This is a genomic window from Bacillus sp. DC4300-2b2, assembly GCF_049895685.1.
GTDB classification, from domain to species: Bacteria; Bacillota; Bacilli; order Bacillales; family Bacillaceae; genus Bacillus; species Bacillus safensis.
Genome location: NZ_JAFCSW010000001.1, coordinates 1 through 24776, shown reverse-complemented (window position 1 = coordinate 24776; position 24776 = coordinate 1). Strand labels below are relative to the sequence as shown.

Genomic DNA, 24776 nt, shown 5'->3' with positions numbered 1-24776 from the left:
AAGAAGCCGTGTTTTTATATTACGCGATGCACGAACTTCACTACTCCCCATCTGAACTCCTTGAGTTATACGAATCACCAAGACCATTCAAAGCATTCCTTTTCGGACTCATCAGCTATAAGCTAGACATGCTAGAAAAAGAAGCAAAGAAAGGAGGTAAATAAATGGCAAAACTTACAGCGCGATTTGAATTAGAAGACCGGGTGTCGAAGAAGTTATTACGCATTCAAAAACGATTTCAAACGTTTGAGAAGCAGCTCAAACCATTCAGAAAACCAGTGAAAATAAGTCTGGAAATGGATGAAAAGAAGCTGAGAAATCTCACTTTATCACTCCGGAAAATTTCAGCTGTTTCCATGAGGCTAGATCAGGGAATCTATCGTGATCTAAAATCATTAAAAAATCAATTAAATATGTTACCGAATCATATGGTCATATCCATTCAAGCAAAGGGACTGGATGTCATTAAAACCAGCATAGATCGTTTGAAACAAGTGGGGACAAGTCCCATTATGCTGACGTTTAAATTGAACGATCAATTGTCAGGTAAAATATCATCAATCAAAAAATCAATCCTTCAGCTCATCAACAGAACGTACTATATGAGATTAAACATGGTTGACCAAGCCACCGCTGCAATTCAACGAATCAAAAAGACACTCAAAAGCTTGACGATGTCAAAACACGAAATCAGAGTGTCAGTTCAAGACAATGCCAAAAGTAAGCTGAAAAAACGAGATCAGGCAGAGTCTGTTGTGAAAGAGAAGAAAGTAAAAAAGCAACCTAATGCAACTGCTGCTACAAAAACGAATGAAAACAAACAGAGCTGGTTGGGGAATTTGGGGAATAAGGCACTAAAAGAAATTGAAAAATATGCAGGTGACGTCTCAGATAAATTGAAAGAAAAATTGAGTCCTAGAAATTTTTGGGATAATAATGCACTCCCTTGGATTGAAACGAAAATCGACGCATACAAGCAAGAAGTGATCGGACGAATTAGTGAGAAGATTAAAATTAATCCTGAGGAGTATTTAGATAAATGGTTTAACAAAGGCTTAGATTTGATCCTTGGCCCGAAAAATCCATCAAGCGAGAACAACAGTAACTCTCCAGCTCAAAGTCAAACGACTGAAGCATCAACAAATCCAACTCCTAATACGCAGCCAAATAAACAAAAAGGAAAAGGTTTGTTTCGTAATAGCTGTTGCCCTTGTTGTGCTCGAGGTTTAAGCAGGCGTGGTTCTAATAGAACTAGAAATAGAAATGGCCGTGCTCAAAGGCAGCCCACAAATCCTACCGCTACTTCTAGAGCTGAAAGAAATAGAAGATCTCCAGGTAGACTAGGAAAACTGAAAACAAATGCAGGTAAGATTTTTGAAAAAATCCCTAGTGGATTGAAGAAAACTACAGGCATCGTAGCCTCCGTTGCGGGACTTGCTGGACTGATGAAAGGTAGCGGCGGGTTAAGTAGTTTAGGCGATTCATTAAAAAATATAGGTAGAGGAAGTAGTAAGTTATTAAAAAGAGTGCCTGTATTGGGGAACTTATTAAGTGCAACAGATTTAATAGGAACAACGAAAGAAAACGTTGGGGAAAAAGTAGGTGGTTTCTCTGGAGGTCTTGCAGGAGGAGTTAGTGGAGCTGCAATTGGTCAGGCTCTAATTCCAATACCATTTGTAGGAGCTGCAATTGGTGGTGTTGCTGGAGGCATGGCTGGCACTTATGGTGGATCAAAATTAGGGGAGATATTTGATACTTCAAAACTTAAAGAGAATATTTCAAACACTTTATTTAATGGCGAATGGTGGAGTGAAAAGTGGGGGAGTGTTAAAACTTCTGCAGAAACGTCTTTAGGAAACTTAAGTGAGAAATGGGAAGATATAAAAACTACAGCATCGAATACACTGTTCAATTCAGAATGGTGGGCAGAACAAGCTGGATACGTTACAGGAGTTTTAGAATCTACTGTCTTTAATGGCGAATGGTGGAGTGAAAAATGGGATGCTATCAAGGACTGGACTCAAGAAAAGTGGGATAGTGCCGTCGAAATATGGGATTCTATTAAGGGGAAACTTAGTGAGACCGTTTTTAACGGAGATTGGTGGGGAGAGAAGTGGGATAATGTAAAGGAATGGACCAAAGAAAAATGGGATGGTGCCGTCGAAATATGGGATTCTATTAAGGGGAAACTTAGTGAGACCGTTTTCAACGGAGATTGGTGGGGAGAGAAGTGGGATAATGTAAAAAAATGGACCAGAGAAAAATGGGATGGCGCAGTCGACATATGGAATTCAATTAAAGGGAAAATTCGTGAAACGGTCTTTAACAAAGATTGGTGGGGGGAGAAGTGGGATAACGTAAAAAGTTGGTCAAAAAGTAAATGGGAACAATCAAAAACAATTTGGTCAACTGCAAAAGCAACTATTTCTTCAACTCTATTTAATAAAGACTGGTGGTCAAGAAAGTGGAGTAATGTTCAATCTTGGGGTAAAAATATTTTAGGAGATTCATGGGATTTAATCAAAAGTGAAGGCGCAAAATTCGTTGGTAGACATATTGTGAAATTTGAAAAAGGTCGAGAAAACGGGAAAAAAGATTTTAAACCTGGTAAAAAAGCCACAGGCGGCTATATCACCCAGCCAACCTTATCATGGGTCGGTGAAGCAGGTAACGAATTTGTCATTCCAACTCAAAATAACCGAGGACGCGGAAAGATGCTGCTGGCACAGGCCGCTTCTCAACTTGGAATGTCTGTTGTACCGAGCGGAGCGGCAGGAAATTCAGTGTCAAGCTCTCCAGCTCCTACAGCAGTAGCTGCATCATCTTCTGTCGGTTCAATAGACGGATCGGTCTCGATGACTGGAGACATTCAAGCCTCTAGCATTGGCGAGCAATTTAATAACGATTTTGAACAAGGGTTAAACCGCAAAGTAATCTCCCTTGATCAATGGAAACAAAAGAATATTCAGCAGCCTTTTGGTCAATTGACATCAGACTCAGGAAAGTATGGTCAACAAACGGTTTCAGCCTTTGCAAATGGTCAGCAGATGACACCAACAGGAACAGCCAGCTTCTTACAAAGTCGTGTAAAAACACCATACCAACAAGTCATGACCGCATCACCAACTTGGGGTTCTGGAACGGTGAGTGGTTTTGCAACAGGCCAAAATGCCACATCAATTGGCACGAGCCAATACGTAGATCAACACATCAAACAACCATTCCTGCAAGCAAAACAAGAATCACCAAGCTGGGGTTCAGGAATGATTGACGCCTTTAACAGCGGTATGCGTTCCAAAGGAAGCGAAGTCACGCAAGCGGCCAAAGAAATGGCGAAGAAAGTAGAACAGGCGTTTAGAGAGGAATTAGACATTCATTCCCCTTCACGCGTCATGATGAGTCTTGGGAAATTTGCATCGATTGGTGTCGTCAAAGGGCTCGATTCAGTTGATGTGAAAAAATTTGCTGAAAATCAGGCTGGTTCATTAATTGGAGCCTTCAGCGGCATGGGAGCTTCAAATCTTAATGTGAAGCAATGGCTCATGGCGGCCATCATGGCAACTGGCACATCTATGAGCTGGCTTCCAGGTCTGATGACCATCGCGCAGCATGAGTCACGTGGAAATCCGAGAGCGATCAACTTATGGGATTCCAACGCCAAAAAGGGAACACCTTCTAAAGGCTTAATGCAAACCATTGGAACGACGTTTAACGCCAATAAAGGCAAGGGCATGAATGACATTTGGAACCCAATTCATAATGCCGTTGCAGCCATTAACTACATTAAGGGCAGATATGGAACAGTCTTCAATACGCCGGGATTACGAAGTATGAGAAGAGGCGGCCCTTATAAAGGCTACGCAAATGGCGGATTGATTACTCAAGAGCAGGTGGCTAGAGTCGGTGAAGGAAACAAACGTGAATGGATTATTCCCGAGGAAAGAGGCATTCGCGGAAGGTATTTATTGACGCAGGCAGCTAAGGCACTTGGGATGCAAGTTTATGATCCATCAAATGCATCTGCTCCTTTACCAGAAGCACAGATGCATCAAGTCACCTCAGCTGAGTCTACTGGTAGTACAACATCGTCAGGTAATAAACAAATCACGATTCAATTCAATGGAGATCAGCATTTCCATAATGGACAAGATCAGCAATCGCTAGTCGAAAAAATTAAACAAATGCTTGTAGATGAACTGGAAGTAGAGCTTCATACAGGAACAAAGGGGGTCGTGATCGATGGGTAAATCAGTGTATCAATTGTGGATTTCCCAAGGAAAGGACAAGTTGCGATTCCCTGTCCTTCCATCCGAACTCGAAATCACAAATAACGTACAAAATGAAACGGTAAAGGTCGCCTCTTTTGGAGAACTGACCTTTATTGACGTACCATCGGCGAAACAAGTATCATTCACCTCATTATTTCCTAAGAAATATTCGCCGATTGCTGAATATAAAAACATTCCATCACCAGAGAATGCGATCGCGAAAATTGAACGAATGATGCGTTCAAAGAAATCCGTGCGGTTGATTGTAACTGGAACAAAAATCAATATGACGTGCAGCATTGAAAGCTTCACACACAAGGAAGGGTCATATGATATTGGAGATCGTGAATTTACGATCGAGTTAAAGGAATATAAAACCGCATCGCCTAGGAAAATCAAACGAAAGAAAAAAGCAAAACAAACGAAAAAGAAGCGGCCTTCAAAAACACCACCAAAAATGTACACCGTCAAAAAAGGGGATACGCTATGGGCCATTTCTGGCAGGTTTTATGGCGACAGTACAAAATGGCGGCGTATTTGGAATGCCAATAAATTAGCGATGATTAAACGTAGCAGACGCAATATTAAGCAGCCGGGGCATTGGATTTTCCCTGGACAAAGGTTAAAAATACCACAATAGGGGGGCTGGCATTGATTGAGCTTTTTGCCATCAGAAGCGGCACCATGTATGAGCTTGTCACAGAGAGTGTGACACTTCAGGGGCAAAGGTATCAAGCCCCTCGCTCTATTCAGGCAAATATTATCACAAAGCAAGGCAGTCAAACGTATTACCGTGTCTCGGAAGGAGACACGGTTCTTTTTAAATGGAAAGGAAAAGAGCTTTTTAGAGGCATCGTTTTTTCCCGAACTCCTGTTGAAGGGAAGATGACCTTTACCGCATACGATATGCTTCAATATTTGGTGAAAAACCAAGATGTCTATGTTTTTTCAAATCAAAGAGCAGATCAAATCTTAAGGCGGATTGGAGCTGACTTTCAAATTCCAATGACTTCTATTGCCAATACAGGACATGTCATCAAATCACTAGTCTTTAAAAATGACACGAGCCTGTATGACATGATATTGAAAGCATTGAAAGAAACGAAGCGGCAAACGGGAAGAAACTATCAAATCTATTCTGCTAAAGGCAAGATGGGACTGAGAGCCTGGCCTGACCCAGAGGACGTATGGGTCATTGAATCAGGCGTCAATCTCATCAGCTATCAATACAGCACCTCGATTGAAGAGACAGCCACTCGTGTTAAGATGCGTACGTCTGCTGATGAACAGGGGAAAAATAAGAAAAAAGGCAGTAAATCCGAGATTGTTGTGATCGAACAGGATAAAGCCGGTCAGAATAAATACGGTATTTTACAGCATGTTGAGACAGTCACAGGGCAAATCAACAAGCCACAGCTGCAAAAAAGAGCCAAAGTACGGCTGGCAGAGAAAAAAGGCGTCAAACAAGAAGTCAAAAGCATCCAAGCGCTAGGAATTCCTGAGCTGCAAAGCGGTCTTCCAATATATTTGAAAATTCCTGAAATCAACGTGAAAAAAACTTACTGGATCGATCAAGACAAACATGAATTCAGTGGGGTGAAACACACCATGACCATTGATGTTGTTGAGAAAAATTCCATGCCAAAGGGTGATCAAGCGTGAGATTAAGTGAAGCGATTAAACGATTGGCAGTGAATGCAGTAGACGCAGAATCGCCAATCGATCTTGTCATTGGAGAAGTCACGGCGGTTTCCCCGCTGAGCATCCGATTAAATGAAAATCATAAGCTGATCATTCCAGAAGAATTACTGATTTGGCCGAAGCGCTTAAATAAGGGTGAGGATGATGAGCTGAAAAGGGGAGATAGTATTATGGTGCTTGCAATGGCAGGAGGGCAGTCCTTTTACATCATCGACAAATTGTAAGGGAGGTGATGAACGTGGCACTTTCACCAGAGGAAGAAATCGAGGAAATAGAAGAAGACGAAGAGGTCGAAACCTCGACGACGTATCGAATAGATTTTGAAACTGGCAGACTGACAGGCGAAACCATTTCAGGTATTGAAGCAATCCGGCAATTTATTTATATGACACTTAGGACAGAGCGGTATGCACATCCTATCTACAGTCACGACATTGGCACAGAAATTCAGGAGCTGTTGACGGATACAGAAGCCACGGATGAATACAAAGAAATGGAGATTCCAAGGCTGCTAGAGGAGGCACTGCTCGTTGACGAGCGGATTGATCATATTGAAGAGTTAGAGGTCACAAAGCAAAATGACTCGTTTCATGTCAAATTAGCTATTGTCACAGATGAGGGCACATTAGAAATAGAGGAGGTGATGGAGGGCGATGTTTGAGGAACAGACGTACGAAGCATTAATGGAAAGAATGCTGGACAGACTGCCAGATGATATAGATAAAAGAGAAAACAGTGTGATTTGGAATGCCTTGGCACCTGCTGCTGCTGAACTGGCCCAATCCTATATTTGGCTTGATCAAGTGTTTGAGCTGGTCTTTGCAGATACAGCACAAGGAGAGTTTCTAGATCGGCGGGCTGCTGAAGTAGGGATTGAAAGAAAACCAGCCACTAAAGCGGTTTGGTCAGCGGCCATTCAGCCAGAAAATATCAATATTCCAGCTGGCTCACGTTTTTTTATTGAAGACGTTTATTTCCAATATTCGAAGGATGGCACGCTAGAATGCGAGACACCTGGTAAAGCCGGTAATGTTCAATTAACAGATCAGCCGCTGCTGTCACTTGATATAATTCCAGGACTTGAATCGATTAAGATGAAAGAACTGGTAATACCAGGTCAAGAGGAGGAAGATGACGCTTCATTATACGATCGATATTTAATACGTGCGAGGCGAGAGGCTGTCAGTGCCAACAGGGCGCATTATAAAAAATGGGCTGAGGAAGTAGCCGGTGTTGGCAGAGCGAAAGTGTTCCCGCTTTGGAACGGAGAAGGGACGGTCAAAATTGTCATCACAGATGGCAATTTTGATGTTGCATCAGACCTTCTTGTCAAAAGGGTACAGGAATATATCGACCCAGTGCCAGGTGAAGGAGAAGGACAAGCACCTATAGGCTCAAAAGCAACCGTTGAAAGCGCCAAATGGCTGGATATCGACATAGAAGTGGCTGTCGAACTTCAAATGGACTGGACCCTTGAAGGAGCTCAGAAAGAAATAGAAGAAAAGGTCAAGACGTTGTTGAAATCAATCGCATTTGAAAAGAGTACCATTCGAATGTCCGCCTTAAATGATATTCTGTATCATTCAGAAAGTGTGTCAGATTATGCAGATGTGTTATTGAATGGCGAGTCGAAAAACTTAGTATTACAGGACATTGAGATTCCGCGTCTTAGGCAGGTGAAGGTTATTGAGCAAACAGGATGAAATGAAAAACTATTTGCCGCCATATTTTACAGAAATTTATGAAGTGGATCACCTGCTCAAGACAGAGGCGCCGGAATTTGAGCAATTGGACGGATCCATTTTCGATTTAACGGATCAGTTCTTTCCTTTAACAGCGACATGGGGATTGAACAGATGGGAAAGAATGCTGAAGGTGCAGCGGGAATCAGATGATTCAATTGAACTGCGCAGGGCGCGCTTACTCAATATGATGTCAAATATTCCACCAATCACGTATCTTTCATTAGAGAAATCAGTGAATCGCTTTCTCAAGAATCCAAGTGCTGTCATCCGTCTCACAACCAATCGCTATCACTTCGCCTTACGTGTGAATCTAGATGATCTGCAAAACACGAGATATATTGTAGAAATTCTTGAAACGTTAAAGCCTGCTCACTTGGCTTATACGTTCACTGCTTTTCATCATACCGACGTACATGAAAAAAATGATCATCACGTGAGGCTCACACTGCGCAGCAGGGTGGGTTTTTTCGATCATATCCCGATTTTACTCAATGGTGAATTTGTCTTAAATGGTACGTTTTATCTCAGTGGAACACGAGGTACAACGGATGTACCTGCTCGTTTTCGGCATTCATTAAACATGAGAATGCGGCTTCAACATCAGTCAGAAACAGCACATCGCATGAACTATGTCATGACTGGAGCAGTACATGAAACGAAGCAAGGAGCGGCATTGACTTTACGCACAAAAAATCATCTTCAGCATCAAACCAAAAAGAAGATGACATTCCGTCTGCCTGTACATGTCCAAACTGAGCAGGGTGGAAGCTTACTGATCAAGGACCATTACTGGATTCTTGATGGATCTGTTCCGCTGGACGGATCAAAAATGCTCGCAGCAACTTCTAAAAAAATAGAGTTATAAGGAGGATCACAATGGCTGATCAATTAACCGTAACAACACTGTATGCACGTCAACAAATGGCAAAGGCAAGAGCAGAAGGAACAAAACTCACAAAAGTCGTCAAAATGGCATTTGGAAATGGGGGAACGAAGGATGGAAAACCGATCTCACTAGACGGCACGGAACAAAAACTTAAAAAAGAACTAGTCCAAAAAAATATTGATTCATTTACCTTCATGGAACCAGCAAAAATCCGCTACACCTGCACGATAGCCGAAGGAGAACTGGCAGGAGAAGTGATCAACGAACTAGCACTAGTCGACGAAGACGGCAAATTCACCGCCATCCGCACCATGACAGACAAACAAAAAGACGGCGACATCGAATTCGTTTTTGAGATTGATGATATTTATTAATGGAGGGATTTTAATGGAAATAAATTCACCGAAAACATTTGAAACTAGTGACAAAGCTCATGCTGATTTATTCAATGAAATGGTCCAAACCTTGCTTGAAAACGACAATGGACTGTTAGAACAGCTTACGAGTCACACTCAAGATATGAACTTACATGCATCTGAAGAAGAAAAGAAAAAATGGAATGACTCGCAAATCTATAAAATAACTGCAGATAATGGTATGCAGCTTATCAATGTCTCAGCGGATTCAAAAATATTTGATGCGATTAAGGATAAAGGAACATGTACATTTTATGCAGCTCCTGGAGTAGAAGATTCTCCATCATCTTCAAATATATCACTAAGAGGTATGCAGATAGTAGGCCAAAATAACATAGGGGCAGGCTTTGCGGTAGATATAGCAGGGAAGGCATACAGCTTTTACTACAATCATGGGCATACAACTATTACTTGGACACCTCTTCCGAGTATAAACGATTTAAATAAATGGAATGGAAGTCAATTAATTAAAATTACTAATGACACAGGTGGTGTTCGTGTATCTGTAGATGCAGCAGATAGTCTTCTAGATAAAATATCTGAAACTGGTAAAACATTCGGCACTTTTTATTCCGTGGCTGGTGCAAAAGATAATCCCTCTGAGTCTTCTGCCAGAGGATTTTATCATTTTACTTCGTCTGATAGTAATAATAAAGGAACTTATGGATGGGTCATTGCTATTGATAACAAAAACAACATGTATACGAATTACCTTGATCTAAATTTAGGCTGGCAAGGCTGGAGACGTAATTTGAGTGAGGCTGATCAACAAATTACATGGACCACACCAAGACTTTTAAACGGATGGAAAGAATATAGTTCAAGTGCGCTGCCTATTCGTTTTGGTAAAAATGCTTTGGGAGAAGTGGAGATAAATGGTGCTGTTAGAGATGGTGCCTTAGGTGAAATTCCTGTTTTTGTCCTTCCAGAGGGATACCGCCCGAAACATTCTGTTTATTATGTGGGGGTTGCTTCTAGTCTTGGTACATCTGGGATACCACAATATCATCGAACATTTATCTCAAATGACGGAAGAGTATGTGTACAATTTTCCTCTAACTCTGTCAACCCTACAGAATTCATTACGTTTTTAATTAAATTCAGTACATTATAGGAGGAACTAAAATGTGGATTTATAAATATAATGATCAATTGATTTATATGCCTGGTGAAGAAAAACTCATCAATGAACATGAAAAAATTCCTGAAGGGTTTACCGATGTACCTCCTCCTGTTGAATCGTATATTGCAAAATTTAATCCTAAAGAGCAGAAATGGGAGGAAACAGCTACGCAAGATTATATCGATAGCCTAAAAACAAAACCATTACCTAATGATCTTGAAATATTAAAGGAGCAAAATGCCTTTTTAACCAAACAAATGACACAGATATTACATGACATAAAAGAATTAAAAAATCACTTTAAAACTTTATAAGGGGGAGAAATATGGTTTTAAAAACACCGCGTTCTTTTGAGATAAATGACAAAGCGCATGCAGATTTATTTAATAAGATGATACAGATCTTGATTGAAAATGATACAGAACTATTAGCTCAAATTCATCATCATGCAGAAGATACAAACCCTCACGTCTCTAATTCAGAAAAGAAGAAATGGAATGAATCACAGCTATATAAACTAACAAATGATAACGGGTCCCAATTGATTAATATCCCTGCTGGTGGCAGTATCTATGAGGAGATTAAAGCGATAGGTGCTTGCTCATTCTATGCCCCAGGAGGTTCAGGAGTAGTTGATTCTCCTGCTATTGGGAACGCTGCATTAAGAGGCTTCCAGCTTGTAGGACAAAACAATATTGGTGTAGGAATCGCAATTGACACATTAGGCAATGCATTTTATTTTTCCTATTATGTAAAAGACATTGGAATCAACTGGGTGCAAATGCCGACTCGAAATGAAAAAAACAAATGGGATGCAGGACAATTATCTAAAATCACTGCTGATGATGGAAAAGCTTTTGAAAGAATTAATGCGGATGATCCTAGCATTTTAGATAAGCTGATAAAATTGCCGGGAGTTCACTCATGGTACATCCATGAAGCACATCCAGATCTTCCGACAAGAAGTTCCATGAGGGCTTTGTCTGTTTTTAGTGAAAATACCTACGGCTGGGTCATCGGTGCAAACAATACAGGAGATGTCTATATTAATCGTTCAACAACTGATGTAACAGGTACTCAACAAGAGTGGAGCGGTTGGAAACGTCTCAATGACCATAATCTATTAAACTCAAAGGGATTAAGACTTTCAATGCCAATAGGTACCGATATTTTAACGCTGCCATCCGGATTTTACTTTGCTGTTGGATCTAATGTTGTAAATATGCCTGTCGATAATGATTCTTCTTGGTTTAATATCGATATCTTAGAAACTGTAAATGGTAGAAAGACTATTCATATCATTAGAAGTTATGACAACACTCATTGGTTTGGTACGGTTCATACTGACGGTGTTTTCAAAGGGTGGAAAAAAATAGTAACTGATGCTGATTTTGAAAGTGTCAAGTGGCTAGATGTCACACTAGCCAATGGTTCCTCTATTGGAGACAGACCGGTCCAATATGTTAAATGGGGAAACTTATTATTGTTAAGGGGCCATCTGAAAGCAAATAGAGAAGTGATCTGTGGAAGTATTCCAAATACAGGCTTACCAGATAAAGGCATAGTAGTATCAGTCCCAGTATCAGGCACAACAGGTCATAGTAAACTATATATATATAAGACAGGAGAGCTAAAACTAACTGGTTTACATGCAGTGAACAACAGTGCAGTAACTGGCTATTATTTTGACACAGTCGTCCCATTAAATTAAGGAAGTGATAAAGATGATACAAGCCTATGAATACAATCATCAAAATGAATTGGTCAGACCTATCGAAGTGTTCGAAAGGGATGATGAAGGCAATTATGTCATTCCAGAGCAATGCACAACAATTGCACCACCCAATAATCCTTCATTTTATAAAGCAGCATTTGATGTGGAAAAACAACAATGGTATGAATCAGCGACACAGGAGTATATAGATAGCTTAAAATCAGCCCCTCTCCCACCAAGTGATATAGAACTTTTAAAGAAACAAAATGCTTTATTATCAAAACAATTAACGAAGCTATTGGCTATGCAGAAAGGGGGGACTTCAGAATGATGTTTCCAACTGTAGCAGATATCAAACAATTTTGGGACTGGCAATGTTACGGCCCAGAGGACATTGCATTTTATGTAAGCATTGGCTGGATTTCGGCAGATGACTATCAAGACATAACAGGAGACAAATACGAAGCCTAATGGCTTTATTTTTTTGCCGGAAAAAAGGTGATTCCGATGGCGTTAAAAAACTATTAAATCATAAATTATTCTCAATCTCATTGAAACAAAGGAGAGAACAAATTGGATATAAAAACTCCTCGTTCTTTTGAAACGAGTGATAAAGCTCATGCTGATCTATTCAACGATATGTTGAAAATACTGATTCATAACGACACTGGTCTATCAGAACAATTAACTAATCATATCGATAATTCGAGACAGCACTCTTCAGAACTAGAAAAAAAGAAATTGAATGAGTCGCAGCTGTATAAAATTACAGGAGATAATGGAGTACAACTTTTAAATATTCCTGCCGGCTCAAAAATCTTTGATTCAATTAAAGACAAAGGGACATGTACATTTTATGCGCCCAGTGGAATAGAGGATAGCCCTTCACAATTCGCCATTAGAGGGATACAGACAGTGGGACAAAATAACATTGGAACAGGCTTTGCGATAGATACATCAGGCAATGCATATTACTTCTACTATAATTCTAGCCATTTGTCTATCACTTGGACTCAGATTCCGACAGCAGCTGAAAAAGATAAATGGAACAACAGTCAGCTTCATAAAATAACAAGGGATAACGGTCAACCCTTTTATAAAGGTACAAGTGAGACCACCGACTATAACGAAATTACGGAAACAGGAATGTATCTCGTTTATAATGCAGGTCTAAATGGTCCACAAGGGATCAAAAGGGCATTTATGATTGTTATCAGTTATGGGAATACCCTGCTACAAGCTATCTATGATGCAGTCAATGGTCTGAACTCTTTTTATAGAATTAGGAAGACTGACTATACATGGACTGAATGGGAAAGGCAGCTCACAGCTAAAGATTTAAATGCTGTTCAATCGTTTCCTATTACTGATATTAATGGACAGGGGAAGGTTTATATCAGAAATACGGAAGATTTCCATGAAGTATTACCAAAGTATCGAGGATTCGTTCATTTTGTATCTGCAAATGCACCAACCAATGGCCCGGGTAATGCATTAAGGGGGATATGGACTTGTAATAACACAGGTACGTACGGGCAGGCAATTGGCTTTGACAACTTAAACCGCACGTGGCGTAAGACTATAGCAAATGGCGTATGGTCAAAATGGGAACGTTTGTTAACCAGCGAAGAGCAAATAGATTGGAAATCCCCCACAACAATAATAAACGGATGGAAACAATACGGTACTCAAAAAGTGCAATTTTATAAGAATCCATTTGGAGAGGTAGAGTTAATTGGTTCTATTACAGGGGGTACTATCGGTTTTGCAGTACCTGTTTTTACATTGCCAAGTGGTTATCGTCCTATACAGGGAATGCATTTCATAGGGGTAGCATCTAGTATTGGTGCTGGTTCAACACCGCAAACACACAGGACACATATTGATACTGATGGTAATGTGTATATACAAAGTGTCTCCAATTCAACAAACCCAAATGAATTTATTACTTTCGGCTTTAAATTCATGGCGGCACAGGAGGGATGAAAGTGAACTGGATATATAAATACGACGAAAAATTCAATTACCTTCCAGGGGAAGAAATAGAAATTGAAGGGGACGCAGACATTCCAAAAGGATATACAGATGTAAGACCTCAAGATGGCTTGTACAAAGGTATCTACAATGAAGCGAAAAGAGCATGGTATGAGTCGGCAACACAGGAATACATTGATAGCTTGCAGCCAAAAACGCTGCCACCAACAGAAATTGATCTATTAAAACATCAAAATGTTGACCTGCTTCAGCAGCTTACAGAGTCAGAAAAGAGAGTAGAAGAACAATCAAAAACAATATCAGAACTTATCATGTTGCTGAATGAAAAGGGGGTCATTTAATTGGATTGGTTCCGTAGTATTTCATTGTTCTATCAATGGAAGTGTTATGAAAATGAAGATGTAGCAAAATTTGTTCGTTTCGAGAAGATTACGTCGGAACAATACAAAGAAATAACAAAAGAAGAATATCCAACAAACGCTGAATAGGCGTTTTTATTTTGCCTTCTTTAAAATGGGCAAAGTGAGGGAGTAGGTGAGTGCAGTGGAAATGGATTTGACTCAATATTTAATGACACAAGGACCGTTTGCGGTGTTGTTTTGTTGGGTGCTGTTTTACGTATTAAACACAACAAAGGAACGAGAAAACAAGCTCAATGAGCAAATCGAGGCGCAAAATGATGTACTAGCAAAGTTTAGTGAAAAGTATGACGTCGTGATCGACAAGCTCGACAAAATAGAACGAAATTTAAAATAGGAGGAAAACTCATGAAAACATTCGACAAAGGCACTGTGATTCGCACAGTGCTTCTTTTTATTGCTCTGATCAATCAAACGCTTGTCATGTTTGGACAGACGGTGCTGCCGATTAGTGAGGAGCAAGTACAAACCGCAGGTGAAGCACTTTATGTGGCAGGTTCTACGATTTTTACTATGGTCACAGCGGTAATAGCTTGGTTTAAAAACAATTATGTGACCTACAAAGGCCAATTACAAAAAGATGCTCTGAAACAAAGAGGGCTAACAAAATAATACTTGAAGGAGAAACGACATGGTGAAAATCATTCAAGCATTGATCCCAAAACAACATCGCAACAGACCAGGAAACACAATGAAGCCGCTCTATATTACAGTGCATAATACGTCAAACAGTGCAAAAGGTGCTAATGCGGCCAGTCATGCAGCGTTTGTTGCACGTTCAAGTACAGGTGTCAGCTGGCATTACACTGTTGATGATCAGGTGATTTATCAGCATTTACCGTTAAACGAAAACGGCTGGCACGCAGGGGATGGCAGAGGCACCGGCAATATGAAGTCAATTGGAATTGAAATTTGTGAAAATGCAGACGGTAACTTTGAACAAGCAGTCGAAAATGCCCAATGGCTCATTCGCAAGCTGATTGGAGATTTGGGGATTCCTTTATCAAATGTAGTGCCTCATAAACATTGGAGCGGGAAAGAGTGTCCAAGGAAACTTCTTGGACGATGGGATCAGTTTAAAGCTGGCATAGCCACAGCACATACCGGCAGCAAAAGCACAAGAAAACCAGTTCAGGCAGAAAGCTTGAGCCACAAAGCACCCGCTTCCAAACAGAAATCGTCAAACCTGCCGTCGGGCATTTTAAAAGTAACCAGGCCCTTAACAAAAGGCCCTCAAGTCACAGCCGTCCAAAAAGCCTTATCTTCCCTCTATTTTTACCCAGACAAAGGGGCAAAAAACAACGGGATTGACGGCTATTATGGACCGAAAACAGCGAATGCAGTCAAGCGTTTTCAGCTTATGAACGGCTTAGCTGCAGACGGAATTTACGGACCGAAGACGAAGAACAAAATCGAACAATTGCTGAAAAAGTGATGATGTATAAAAAAACTATCAGCAAGTGAGGAAATGCCTCCTTGCTGATAGCTAACAAAAAATAACATCTTTTGTGATATAATCAACCAAATCACTATTGTGAGAGGAGAGAAAAATGAAAAAAGAACTGTTCCAGATCATCATGCTGTCAGCGTTGCTCATCTATTTCATTTATCACGGAATGACGAGTGATTTTCCTGTGTCCTATACAATCATTCTCATCGTTACTTATCTTTCTGTGATTACATACCGCATCATAAAGTTATTAAGACTAAGAAAAAACAAAGAACAAACAGAACTGTAGAAGATATGTACATAAAAAAACCATCCTTGATTTCTCAAGAATGGTTTTTCGTATGGAGCATAGCGGGATCGAACCGCTGACCTCTACGCTGCCAGCGTAGCGCTCTCCCAGCTGAGCTAATGCCCCGAGGTATGACGACATAATTTATTATAATCAATCCTCCTGTGAAATTCAAGCTGTAAAACGTAAACACATCGTCTATTTTTCCTTCTGCTCAATTGGAATATAATCAAAAATTTCACCAGAATGAACAGATTGGGCTAATCGTCTCAACCAGTCATAATAGGCTTTTGAGCTTTCAAGCTGCTCAATGAGCTGCTGAGCTTCCTCTCTTACATGTTCCTCTAGCTGATCATCATGCGCCACCTCTTGAAGCTGCTCTTGCGCTTCTTCAATTGCCGTTAAATTCACCTCAACCTCTCGTTCCCATTTTTGTGGAAAAAAGTTCGTGAAAAACTTAAAAAAGTCTTTTTCAGCAACAAAGCTGTGTTTTCTTCGGCCACGGTGAAACGTCTTTTTGACAATATTCATGTCTTGCAGCTTTTTCACACCTGTGCTCATACTCGGCTTACTCATTTGCAGCTCTTCACGCATTTCATCCAGCGTCATTTCCTCATTTAAATACATCGTCCCATATAGAATACCTGCACTTCGTGTAATGCCATAGAGATCCATCGTTTCAGCTATGGAATCAATGACTAGATCTTTAGCAGCTAAAATACGATCTTCTGCTTGCGGCTGTTCCTGCTTTTTCATTTTGTCCCTGCTTTCTATTAAGAAAATTCAATCCGTTCAAAAAAATCTTTATGGACTATATGTTAACGGAAGAATACAAAATGTCAAAATAAATGAAGCATATCTCCCTTTGACAGAAAAATTTGAACATGATAAGTTAATTATGTTCAAAACGTTAAATTTTTATTTAACAAACTTACTAAAGAGAATCAGAGGAGGTTCCTTCTATGAGTCAAACGCTATTTATAGACGGACAATGGGTTGGCGCTAAAAGTAGCGACACACGGGATATCATCAATCCGTTCAATCAAGAAGTGATCGCGACAGTCAGCGAAGGATCTAGAAATGACGCGCAGCTAGCCATTAAAGCAGCGAGAAAAGCCTTCGATCAAGGGGACTGGGCAAACCTGCCTGGACTTGAAAGAGGAAATATTGTGTTTAAGATAGCTGAATTGATTAGACGTGATCTTGATGAACTAGCCAAATTGGAATCGCTTGATACAGGCAAAACATTAGAGGAAAGCAAGGCAGATATGGACGATATTGCGAACGTGTTCCAATATTACGCAGGGCTAGCTGATAAAGAGGGCGGGGAAATCATTGCATCGCCAATTCCAAACTCGAAAAGTGAATTAGTCAGAGAGCCTGTCGGTGTATGCGGACAAATCACTCCTTGGAACTATCCATTGCTTCAAGCAAGCTGGAAAATCGCTCCTGCACTTGCGGCGGGAAATACAATCGTTCTAAAGCCAAGTGAAATCACACCACTCACCACAATAAAAGTATTTAAACTCATGGAAGAAGCGGGCGTTCCAGCAGGCGTTGCAAACCTAGTGCTTGGACCTGGGGCAACTGTTGGTGATGAGCTTGCTGTAAATGATCAAGTAGATCTGATTTCATTTACAGGCGGTATTGAAACAGGGAAGAAAATTATGCAGGGAGCCAGCGGGAATGTGAAAAAAATAGCCCTTGAGCTTGGCGGAAAGAATCCGAATATTGTGTTTCAAGATGCTGATTTAGACGTAGCGGTTGACCAGGCAATGAATGCTGTGTTTTTCCATGCAGGGCAAGTGTGTTCAGCGGGGTCACGTCTGCTGGTGGAAGAATCCATTCATGATGAATTTGTAGAAGAACTGGTGAAGCGTACGAAACAAATCAAGCTAGGCAACGGCTTTGATGAAGTGACGCAGAGCGGACCGCTCATCTCAGCTGAGCATCGTGAAAAAGTAGAAAAATACGTCAGCATCGGTTTAGAAGAAGGCGCTAAGTTAGAGACAGGTGGAAAAAGACCTGACGCAGAGGAGCTGCAAAATGGGTTCTTCTACTTGCCGACCATTTTCTCAGGCTGCACGTCAGATATGCGGATTGTGCAGGAAGAAGTCTTTGGACCTGTCCTGACAGTTGAATCCTTCCGTACAGAGGAAGAAGTCATTAAGCTGGCAAATGATACGATTTATGGATTAGCAGGAGCTGTGTGGTCTTCGGATATCAGCAAAGCCGAAAGAGTGGCTCGGCAATTAAGATTAGGCACGGTTTGGATCAATGACTTCCATCCTTATTTCGCTCAAGCACCTTGGGGTGGCTACAAGCAATCAGGCATTGGGCGTGAATTAGGACACACGGGACTTGAAGAATATACCGAGGTGAAGCATTTATATCGAAATACAAAACCTGAAGCGGTTCATTGGTTTAAATAAAAATTACGCATTTGGAGGAGATTCTATATGACACTAAATATGAAAATTGAAAGCATGCAGAAATTCCATACATTTGAAATTCCGACTGTCATCAAACACGGCATTGGTGCAGTTAAACATGTAGGGGAAGAAGTAAAAGCATACGGCGTTTCAAAGGTATTGCTTGTAACAGATCCCGGCATTTATCAAGCGGGCGTGGTGGACCCCGTAATTGCTTCATTAAAAGAAGCACAAATTGATGTCGTTCTATTTAATAAAGTAGAGCCAAATCCGCCAGTCCGTCTAGTGAACGAAGGATCTGCTTTATATGAAAAAGAAGGCTGTAATGGATTAATTGCAGTAGGCGGCGGCAGCTCAATGGATACAGCAAAGGCAATTGGAGTAGAGGCGACTCATGAAGGCTCAGTCCTTGATTACGAAGCGGCAGAGGGGAAAAAACCGCTTGAAAACAGAATCCCGCCATTAACCACTATTCCGACAACAGCTGGTACAGGTTCAGAAGTGACGCAATGGGCAGTCATTACTGATGAAGAAAGAGAATTCAAATTCAATACTGGTGGACCTCTTATTGCAGCTCATCTTACAGTGATTGACCCAGAGCTTCATGTATCCATGCCGCCTCATGTGACAGCAATGACTGGAATTGACGCGCTTGCTCACGCGATTGAATGCTATACGATGAAATTTGCTCAGCCGATTACAGATGCGGTAGCGCTCATGGCCATTGAATATGCAGCTCATTATATTCGCCGTGCCTTTGCTGATGGTGAGGACTTAGAAGCCAGATATGGAATGGCACAAGCTGCGATGCTTGCCGGGCTTTCTTATGGAAGTGAATCAGCTGGCGCTGCACATGCGATGAGTCAAACACTCGGAGGCATTATTCCTGTCGCGCACGGTCAGTGTGTTGCAGCGATGATGGGACCAGTGATGGAGTATAACTGGAAAGGGTATCCGGAAAAATTCGCTCGAATTGCGCAAGCGTTTGGGATTGATACAAGCAGAATGTCAATAGAGGAAGCAGCCAAATCAGCCGTGAACTGGATGTATGATTTAGTAGAAGATTTAGAAATTCCTTCATTAGAAGAACAAGGTGTATCAAAAGATATGATTGATCGTTTATCTAAAGAAGCGATGAAAGATCCGCAAACAGTAGGAAACCCAAGAGATCTAAACGAAAAAGCATACAAATGGATATATGCGCGCTGCTTTGAGTTAACACCTAAAACAGTGTAACAATGAAAAAAGGCTCCCAAAAGGGAGTCCTTTTTATGTTTTAAAGTTGTTCTTTAATTTCTTTGATTTGATGAATATGGCGTTTTTCATGTGCGCCGATGAAATCAAGATATTGCTTAAGGGATAGCTCTTTAAACACAGGGTGTGCAATGACACGTTTGAAATCTTCCTCAGTAAATGTTGATAAAATTTGATTGAGCTGCTCACGAGCTGTATCGAGCTCATCCTTTAAATGTGTAGGTGTCGCATGCTTGCGCTCAGGCGCAACAATACTAGGCGCAGTGGCTTTTTTTGAACGATCCTCTGCCATTTCCACCGGCTTTGGTTCATATTCTTTGATCGGTGCTTTTTTTCCCTCAGCAGCGAGATGTTTTGCTGCAACTAGGTCCATTTTCTTTAAATGATCTGCTACCTCTTGAATACTCCAAGTATCATCAGATAATTTTTGGTTCAATTGTTCTTCGCTCAAACCTTGCAGCTCGTGCCACAATTCTTGTCTTGCTTCATGTAATAAACTCATTTTCTTCATCACCTCAAGATCAAATTTTAACATAATGGTACATGACAATCATTCTTGAGCTATCCGAAAATCCCTTTGAAGAATTGTGATGAAATATGAAACCTTTACAAAAGTGGTTCGTATTACCTGTTAGAAGGAATACATTGGAGGTGGGTGAGCTCTAAATGAAACAAAAGATGTTCATTTCATGAAGAAAGGATGAGGAAGATGGATGTGTTCGGGCTGCCTCTTCAGACGCTGTATTTATACATATTAATGATATCAGGAATCCTGACACTTGTTTTCGTCTTTTTCGGCGATGTATTTGATGGATGGTTTGAAGCGATCCCTATTCCATTCCTTCAACCAACATTGATCCTCGCATTTCTTACCTTTTTCTCGGCTGGAGGGTTTATTTCTGAAAAAACAGCAATTGTAGGAAGTGGACTTGGTGCACTATTATCTGCCATTCTCGCAGTGATCCTTGTGACCTGTTTGAATGTATTTGTATTAATCCCGCTTTCCTCTGCTGAAGAATCTCTCTCATATACGGAGGCCGATTTAAAAGGAAGAACTGGGGAGATCATTGTATCTGTTCCAAAAGACGGGTTTGGAGAAGTGCTGTTAATCAGTAACAGCGGGAAAATCTCAAAGCCAGCTGTCAGTTTCGACCAAGAGGAGATTCCATACGGGACCCGTGTGCTAGTTGTCGAAGTGAACAAAGGCGTCTTATCTGTTATACCAAATGAAGAAATCTAGGAGGGAATGCAATGCCAGGAACAACTATTTTAGTGATCATTGGAATTGTGCTTGTCATTCTTATTGCACTTATTGGTGTATTTGTTTCTAAATACCGGACAGCAGGTCCAGATGAAGCATTAATCGTCACAGGAAGTTATCTAGGAAGTAAAAATGTCCACGTGGACGAAGGTGGAAACAAGATTAAGATTGTAAGAGGCGGCGGTACCTTTGTCCTTCCAGTCTTTCAACAAGCAGAGCCGCTCAGCTTACTATCTAGCAAGCTAGATGTTTCAACCCCTGAAGTCTATACCGAACAAGGTGTACCGGTCATGGCGGATGGAACGGCCATCATAAAAATTGGTGGATCAATTGAAGAAATAGCTACTGCTGCAGAGCAATTTTTAGGTAAAACAAAAGAAGACCGTGAAAACGAAGCGAGAGAAGTATTAGAAGGTCACCTTCGTTCCATCTTAGGGTCAATGACAGTTGAAGAGATTTATAAAAACAGAGAGAAATTTTCACAAGAAGTACAACGCGTTGCTTCTCAAGATTTAGCGAAAATGGGTCTAGTCATTGTTTCGTTTACGATCAAAGATGTTCGTGATAAAAATGGCTATTTAGAATCTCTAGGTAAACCAAGAATTGCCCAAGTAAAACGCGATGCAGATATTGCAACAGCTGAAGCAGATAAAGAAACACGGATCAAACGTGCCGAAGCAGATAAAGATGCGAAGAAATCTGAGCTTGAGCGCGCTACTGAAATCGCTGAAGCAGAAAAGATTAATGAGCTGAAAAGAGCAGAATTCAGACGTGAACAGGATACAGCAAAAGCAAGTGCTGACCAAGCGTACGATCTAGAAACAGCTCGTAACCGTCAGCACGTAACTGAACAAGAAATGCAAGTCAAAATCATAGAGCGTCAGAAACAAATTGAATTAGAAGAAAAAGAGATTCAGCGTCGTGAACGTCAATACGATTCTGAAGTGAAAAAGAAAGCAGATGCGGACCGTTATGCTGTTGAGCAGTCGGCTGCGGCAGAAAAAGCGAAACGTCTTGCTGAAGCAGATGCGAAGAAATACAGCATTGAAGCAATGGCAAAAGCAGAAGCTGAGAAAGTCCGAATTGATGGGCTTGCCAAAGCAGAAGCAGATCGGGCGAAAGGGGAAACAGAAGCTGAAGTCATTAGACTAAAAGGACTTGCAGAAGCAGAAGCGAAAGAGAAAATTGCGGAAGCATTCGAACAGTATGGTCAGGCAGCGATCCTTGATATGATTGTGAAAATGCTACCTGAATATGCGAAGCAAGTATCTGCACCACTTTCTAACATTGATAAAATTACTGTTGTGGATACGGGTGGTAACGGAGAAGGCAGCGGTGCCAATAAAGTTACAGGCTATGCCACAAATCTCATGTCTAGTCTTCAAGAGAGTCTGAAAGCATCCTCTGGAATTGATGTGAAAGAAATTATCGAGAACTTTTCTGGCAAAGGCAATGTCAAACAAAGCATTCAAGAGCTGACAAATGAAATCAAACAACCAAGAAAAATCGAAAAAGCTGACCATCAAATAGAAGAATAAAATCAAGAGACACCTTCCACCAGAAGGTGTCACTTTTATATAGAAGAAGATTTAACTATTGAATGATGTGCTGACAAAACGCTGGCCATTGATCTATGTAATAGAAATTTATCATAATGAAGATAAGGTGGAAAAAGCTAAAAGGAGTGGAGCGGATGAATGTAAGACATGCTGTACATCAAGATATTCCAAAAATCGCCGAGATTCATGTGAAAAGCTGGCAGACGACTTATCAAGGGATTATTTCGCAGGAATATTTAGATGGTTTAACCATTGAAGATCGGGAAGAGAGCTGGAGAAAAAGATCGCTTGAAGGCACGTTTGTCGCAGAAGATGAGGATGGCGTATTTGGTTTTGCCACTTTCGGAAAACAACGTGATGAACGTTATTCTACATATGATGGAGAGCTATATGCCATCTATTTATTCCAACAGAAACAGAAATCAGGTGCGGGTATTGCTCTAATGGAAAAAGGAGTGGAATATTTAATAGAAAAGGGTTATCAGAATATGCTGCTATGGGTGTTTGAACAAAATTCGGCGAAACAATTTTATCAAGAGCTTCAACCTAGTTTTGTCGTTACCAGCCAGTTCGAGCTGGCTGGCGAGAACCATAATGAAATAGGGTATGGATGGGAGCTGTCTAGATTGAATAACCATGTAAAACGAATTAAATCGTCAGCTTCCAGTAATAATGTGAGAAAAAAGTGAAAAGTACAGCAAGCAACATATAAGAAATAAACGGTGAAGCTTCTACTTTTCCTTTCACGCCTGCTATTTTTAAAGCTTCATAGAAACCTGCCAAAAAATAAGCAAGACTGAGAAAATAACAGCAAAGCATAATGGAGTAAGGGCTCATTGTCGTACCTCCAGCATGAAATCTTCTATTATTAATAGATTCCATAGAGCAGAAAATTATGCATAAAAAAATAACCAGCTGTCATCAGCCGGTTATTTTTGATGAGGAAAAACCAAACGGGACGCACTTGGAATGAGTATACAAAGAACAATACTGCAAATAATAAATGAAGGAACCATATATGTGCTGTTATAAATTAAAGAGTAGACCCATCCTGGTGTTCCTTTCGGTGCATAGTGAGAAAAGAAAACGACGCCAGAAATAAAGAACGTCAGTAGCCTGAAGAAACTAGCAACAAAAACAGCTAAGGTAATATAGAAAAATTGCTGCTTTCGCTTTTGATCCTGAATGGCCTTTTTGATCAATCCAGAAAACAAGCCGCTTAAAGAAATGACAACAGATGCAACGAAGTAATCGAGGAATCCTTGAACAGGTGTAGTGATGATCGGGCTATTCATCAGCTGAAGACCTGCGATTAACACACCGATGATAAATCCGGTAGATATCCCCCATCTAATAGACATGAGAATGACGGGAATCATAATCAGAGCAAGAGATCCGCCATTCGGCATTCTTAAAAAGAGACCTGATAAGTAATCTAATACAAGTGCAAGTGAAGTCATAATCGCGATTTCCATCAGTCGTACCAATTGATTTGATTGCTGCATAAAAAAATCTCCTTTTTCATGAATTGAGCAAGGAGAGACCGTGTAAGGATGAGTATGTTATTCATAGAAAAACATATCGATTTGAATACACCATATGTATCCAAGTGATTCCACATTCCTACTTCAGTATTAACTGACAGGTTCAAAGGGTCAGAACAACGAATGTTCACTCTCAGCACAAAGCTCCCCCTGCGGTTATTTAGTTTCAATCTATTATAAATATACTAAAGACCTGCAGGATCAACAATAGACAATTCCCGAGATGAGCAGCATTTGTATCGATATATAGGAAGAGATAAGGAAAAATAAATTATTTAGAAAAAATACTTGTTTCTTCTTTCAAAAGGTGTTATATTTGTATTCGCCGCTGAAACAGCGCGGTTGATAAATAACATTAAGAAAAAAGTTGTTGACTTTATCTTGATAGAATGTTATATTAATAAAGTCGCCTCTGAGAGACGACGAAAATGATCTTTGAAAACTAAACAAGACAAAACGTACCTGTTAATTCGAGTTTTTATAAAAAAATCCTATGATACTTCATAGGTAGTCAGTCAAACGCTGGCGAGGCAGGAAATGATCACATGCTAAGTTCGCTACATCGTGTAGCAACGCATGTGTGATATGCATCCTGCATACCTCGGAGAGTTTGATCCTGGCTCAGGACGAACGCTGGCGGCGTGCCTAATACATGCAAGTCGAGCGGACAGAAGGGAGCTTGCTCCCGGATGTTAGCGGCGGACGGGTGAGTAACACGTG

29 protein-coding genes, 1 tRNA gene, 1 rRNA gene and 1 riboswitch are annotated in these 24776 nt (G+C 40.6%); of the genes, 27 read left to right on the top strand and 4 right to left on the bottom strand.

All coding sequences use genetic code 11. The annotated features are described in order from the left end of the window. Positions 1 to 26: 26 nt before the first annotated feature. From ACP69X_RS00155 to ACP69X_RS00055, 21 genes are all read left to right on the top strand, one after another. On the top strand, positions 27 to 164 hold the full coding sequence (locus ACP69X_RS00155; RefSeq protein ID WP_095357030.1) for a hypothetical protein: 138 nt from the start codon (positions 27 to 29) through the stop codon (positions 162 to 164). Further along, positions 165 to 4247 (top strand): transglycosylase SLT domain-containing protein, encoded by a 4083-nt coding sequence (locus ACP69X_RS00150; protein ID WP_426052312.1) that lies wholly within the window; start codon positions 165 to 167, stop codon positions 4245 to 4247. Beyond that, positions 4240 to 4908, top strand: a complete 669-nt coding sequence (locus ACP69X_RS00145; protein ID WP_041085438.1) for a LysM peptidoglycan-binding domain-containing protein — start codon at positions 4240 to 4242, stop codon at positions 4906 to 4908. The genes ACP69X_RS00150 and ACP69X_RS00145 overlap by 8 nt, the downstream gene beginning before the upstream one ends. Positions 4909 to 4919: 11 nt before the next feature. Continuing rightward, on the top strand, positions 4920 to 5930 hold the full coding sequence (locus ACP69X_RS00140; protein WP_426052311.1) for an XkdQ/YqbQ family protein: 1011 nt from the start codon (positions 4920 to 4922) through the stop codon (positions 5928 to 5930). Further along, positions 5927 to 6193: a DUF2577 family protein gene (locus ACP69X_RS00135; RefSeq protein WP_024423253.1), complete on the top strand. Its 267-nt coding sequence runs from the start codon at positions 5927 to 5929 to the stop codon at positions 6191 to 6193. Before ACP69X_RS00140 ends, ACP69X_RS00135 begins: the two co-directional genes overlap by 4 nt. 14 nt (positions 6194 to 6207) lie before the next feature. Beyond that, entirely contained in the window at positions 6208 to 6630 is a 423-nt protein-coding gene (locus ACP69X_RS00130) for a DUF2634 domain-containing protein (RefSeq protein WP_024423252.1), read from the top strand. Next, complete coding sequence (locus tag ACP69X_RS00125) at positions 6623 to 7672, top strand: baseplate J/gp47 family protein (RefSeq protein ID WP_426052310.1); 1050 nt, start codon at positions 6623 to 6625, stop codon at positions 7670 to 7672. Before ACP69X_RS00130 ends, ACP69X_RS00125 begins: the two co-directional genes overlap by 8 nt. After that, complete coding sequence (locus tag ACP69X_RS00120) at positions 7656 to 8579, top strand: YmfQ family protein (protein ID WP_426052309.1); 924 nt, start codon at positions 7656 to 7658, stop codon at positions 8577 to 8579. The genes ACP69X_RS00125 and ACP69X_RS00120 overlap by 17 nt, the downstream gene beginning before the upstream one ends. Before the next feature lie 11 nt (positions 8580 to 8590). Beyond that, positions 8591 to 8974, top strand: coding sequence for a phage tail protein (locus ACP69X_RS00115; protein ID WP_024423249.1), 384 nt, complete (start codon positions 8591 to 8593; stop codon positions 8972 to 8974). Between the two features lie 13 nt (positions 8975 to 8987). Further along, positions 8988 to 10130 carry a pyocin knob domain-containing protein gene (locus tag ACP69X_RS00110; RefSeq protein ID WP_426052308.1) on the top strand — a complete coding sequence of 381 codons (1143 nt, stop codon included), beginning with the start codon at positions 8988 to 8990 and terminating at the stop codon, positions 10128 to 10130. Between the two features lie 11 nt (positions 10131 to 10141). Next, the gene (locus ACP69X_RS00105; protein WP_426052307.1) at positions 10142 to 10453 is read left to right on the top strand and encodes a hypothetical protein; all 312 of its coding nucleotides are present in this window, start codon (positions 10142 to 10144) and stop codon (positions 10451 to 10453) included. 11 nt (positions 10454 to 10464) lie between these two features. Beyond that, entirely contained in the window at positions 10465 to 11850 is a 1386-nt protein-coding gene (locus tag ACP69X_RS00100) for a hypothetical protein (RefSeq protein WP_426052306.1), read from the top strand. A 13-nt stretch (positions 11851 to 11863) separates the two neighbouring features. Then, entirely contained in the window at positions 11864 to 12184 is a 321-nt protein-coding gene (locus ACP69X_RS00095; protein WP_041085459.1) for a hypothetical protein, read from the top strand. Beyond that, entirely contained in the window at positions 12181 to 12324 is a 144-nt protein-coding gene (locus ACP69X_RS00090; protein ID WP_034624530.1) for an XkdX family protein, read from the top strand. The genes ACP69X_RS00095 and ACP69X_RS00090 overlap by 4 nt, the downstream gene beginning before the upstream one ends. 102 nt (positions 12325 to 12426) lie before the next feature. Next, a complete protein-coding gene (locus ACP69X_RS00085; RefSeq protein ID WP_426052305.1) occupies positions 12427 to 13839 on the top strand; it encodes a hypothetical protein in 1413 nt (470 codons plus the stop codon). A 2-nt stretch (positions 13840 to 13841) separates the two neighbouring features. After that, the gene (locus tag ACP69X_RS00080; RefSeq protein WP_426052304.1) at positions 13842 to 14189 is read left to right on the top strand and encodes a hypothetical protein; all 348 of its coding nucleotides are present in this window, start codon (positions 13842 to 13844) and stop codon (positions 14187 to 14189) included. After that, positions 14190 to 14336, top strand: coding sequence for an XkdX family protein (locus ACP69X_RS00075; RefSeq protein ID WP_426052303.1), 147 nt, complete (start codon positions 14190 to 14192; stop codon positions 14334 to 14336). Between the two features lie 55 nt (positions 14337 to 14391). Further along, positions 14392 to 14604, top strand: a complete 213-nt coding sequence (locus ACP69X_RS00070) for a BhlA/UviB family holin-like peptide (protein WP_008344062.1) — start codon at positions 14392 to 14394, stop codon at positions 14602 to 14604. An 11-nt stretch (positions 14605 to 14615) separates the two neighbouring features. Then, on the top strand, positions 14616 to 14879 hold the full coding sequence (locus tag ACP69X_RS00065; protein ID WP_019743388.1) for a phage holin: 264 nt from the start codon (positions 14616 to 14618) through the stop codon (positions 14877 to 14879). A 19-nt stretch (positions 14880 to 14898) separates the two neighbouring features. Beyond that, positions 14899 to 15702 carry a peptidoglycan recognition protein family protein gene (locus tag ACP69X_RS00060; protein ID WP_338527369.1) on the top strand — a complete coding sequence of 268 codons (804 nt, stop codon included), beginning with the start codon at positions 14899 to 14901 and terminating at the stop codon, positions 15700 to 15702. Positions 15703 to 15817: 115 nt separating this feature from the next. Beyond that, complete coding sequence (locus ACP69X_RS00055) at positions 15818 to 16006, top strand: hypothetical protein (protein ID WP_041085470.1); 189 nt, start codon at positions 15818 to 15820, stop codon at positions 16004 to 16006. A 53-nt stretch (positions 16007 to 16059) separates the two neighbouring features. On the opposite strand, the gene ACP69X_RS00050 is transcribed toward ACP69X_RS00055, so the two are convergent. Beyond that, positions 16060 to 16132: transfer RNA gene (locus ACP69X_RS00050), tRNA-Ala, on the bottom strand. 72 nt (positions 16133 to 16204) lie between these two features. Beyond that, a complete protein-coding gene (gene cudC, locus ACP69X_RS00045; RefSeq protein WP_269104393.1) occupies positions 16205 to 16762 on the bottom strand; it encodes a choline uptake/conversion transcriptional regulator CudC in 558 nt (185 codons plus the stop codon). Positions 16763 to 16968: 206 nt separating this feature from the next. On the opposite strand from cudC, the gene betB reads away from it, so the two are divergent. Both betB and ACP69X_RS00035 read left to right on the top strand, forming a co-directional pair. Continuing rightward, entirely contained in the window at positions 16969 to 18438 is a 1470-nt protein-coding gene (gene betB / locus ACP69X_RS00040) for a betaine-aldehyde dehydrogenase (RefSeq protein ID WP_426052302.1), read from the top strand. 27 nt (positions 18439 to 18465) lie between these two features. After that, positions 18466 to 19674, top strand: a complete 1209-nt coding sequence (locus ACP69X_RS00035; RefSeq protein WP_073979169.1) for an iron-containing alcohol dehydrogenase — start codon at positions 18466 to 18468, stop codon at positions 19672 to 19674. 40 nt (positions 19675 to 19714) lie between these two features. Here ACP69X_RS00035 and ACP69X_RS00030 read toward each other — a convergent pair whose 3' ends face one another. Further along, a complete protein-coding gene (locus ACP69X_RS00030) occupies positions 19715 to 20194 on the bottom strand; it encodes a DinB family protein (RefSeq protein ID WP_426052301.1) in 480 nt (159 codons plus the stop codon). 207 nt (positions 20195 to 20401) lie between these two features. Between ACP69X_RS00030 and ACP69X_RS00025 the strand changes: the two genes are divergently transcribed. From ACP69X_RS00025 to ACP69X_RS00015, 3 genes are all read left to right on the top strand, one after another. Continuing rightward, a complete protein-coding gene (locus ACP69X_RS00025) occupies positions 20402 to 20932 on the top strand; it encodes a hypothetical protein (RefSeq protein ID WP_073979170.1) in 531 nt (176 codons plus the stop codon). An 11-nt stretch (positions 20933 to 20943) separates the two neighbouring features. Next, positions 20944 to 22491: a flotillin family protein gene (locus tag ACP69X_RS00020; RefSeq protein ID WP_041085252.1), complete on the top strand. Its 1548-nt coding sequence runs from the start codon at positions 20944 to 20946 to the stop codon at positions 22489 to 22491. 155 nt (positions 22492 to 22646) lie between these two features. Then, the gene (locus ACP69X_RS00015) at positions 22647 to 23201 is read left to right on the top strand and encodes a GNAT family N-acetyltransferase (RefSeq protein ID WP_426052300.1); all 555 of its coding nucleotides are present in this window, start codon (positions 22647 to 22649) and stop codon (positions 23199 to 23201) included. A 240-nt stretch (positions 23202 to 23441) separates the two neighbouring features. Here the strand turns inward: ACP69X_RS00015 and thiT are convergent, their stop codons facing one another. Continuing rightward, complete coding sequence (gene thiT, locus ACP69X_RS00010; RefSeq protein WP_426052299.1) at positions 23442 to 24017, bottom strand: energy-coupled thiamine transporter ThiT; 576 nt, start codon at positions 24015 to 24017, stop codon at positions 23442 to 23444. A gap of 98 nt (positions 24018 to 24115) precedes the next feature. Next, a riboswitch (TPP riboswitch) is annotated at positions 24116 to 24217 on the bottom strand. A gap of 437 nt (positions 24218 to 24654) precedes the next feature. On the opposite strand from thiT, the gene ACP69X_RS00005 reads away from it, so the two are divergent. Beyond that, positions 24655 to 24776, top strand: a 16S ribosomal RNA gene (locus ACP69X_RS00005); the annotation flags it as partial.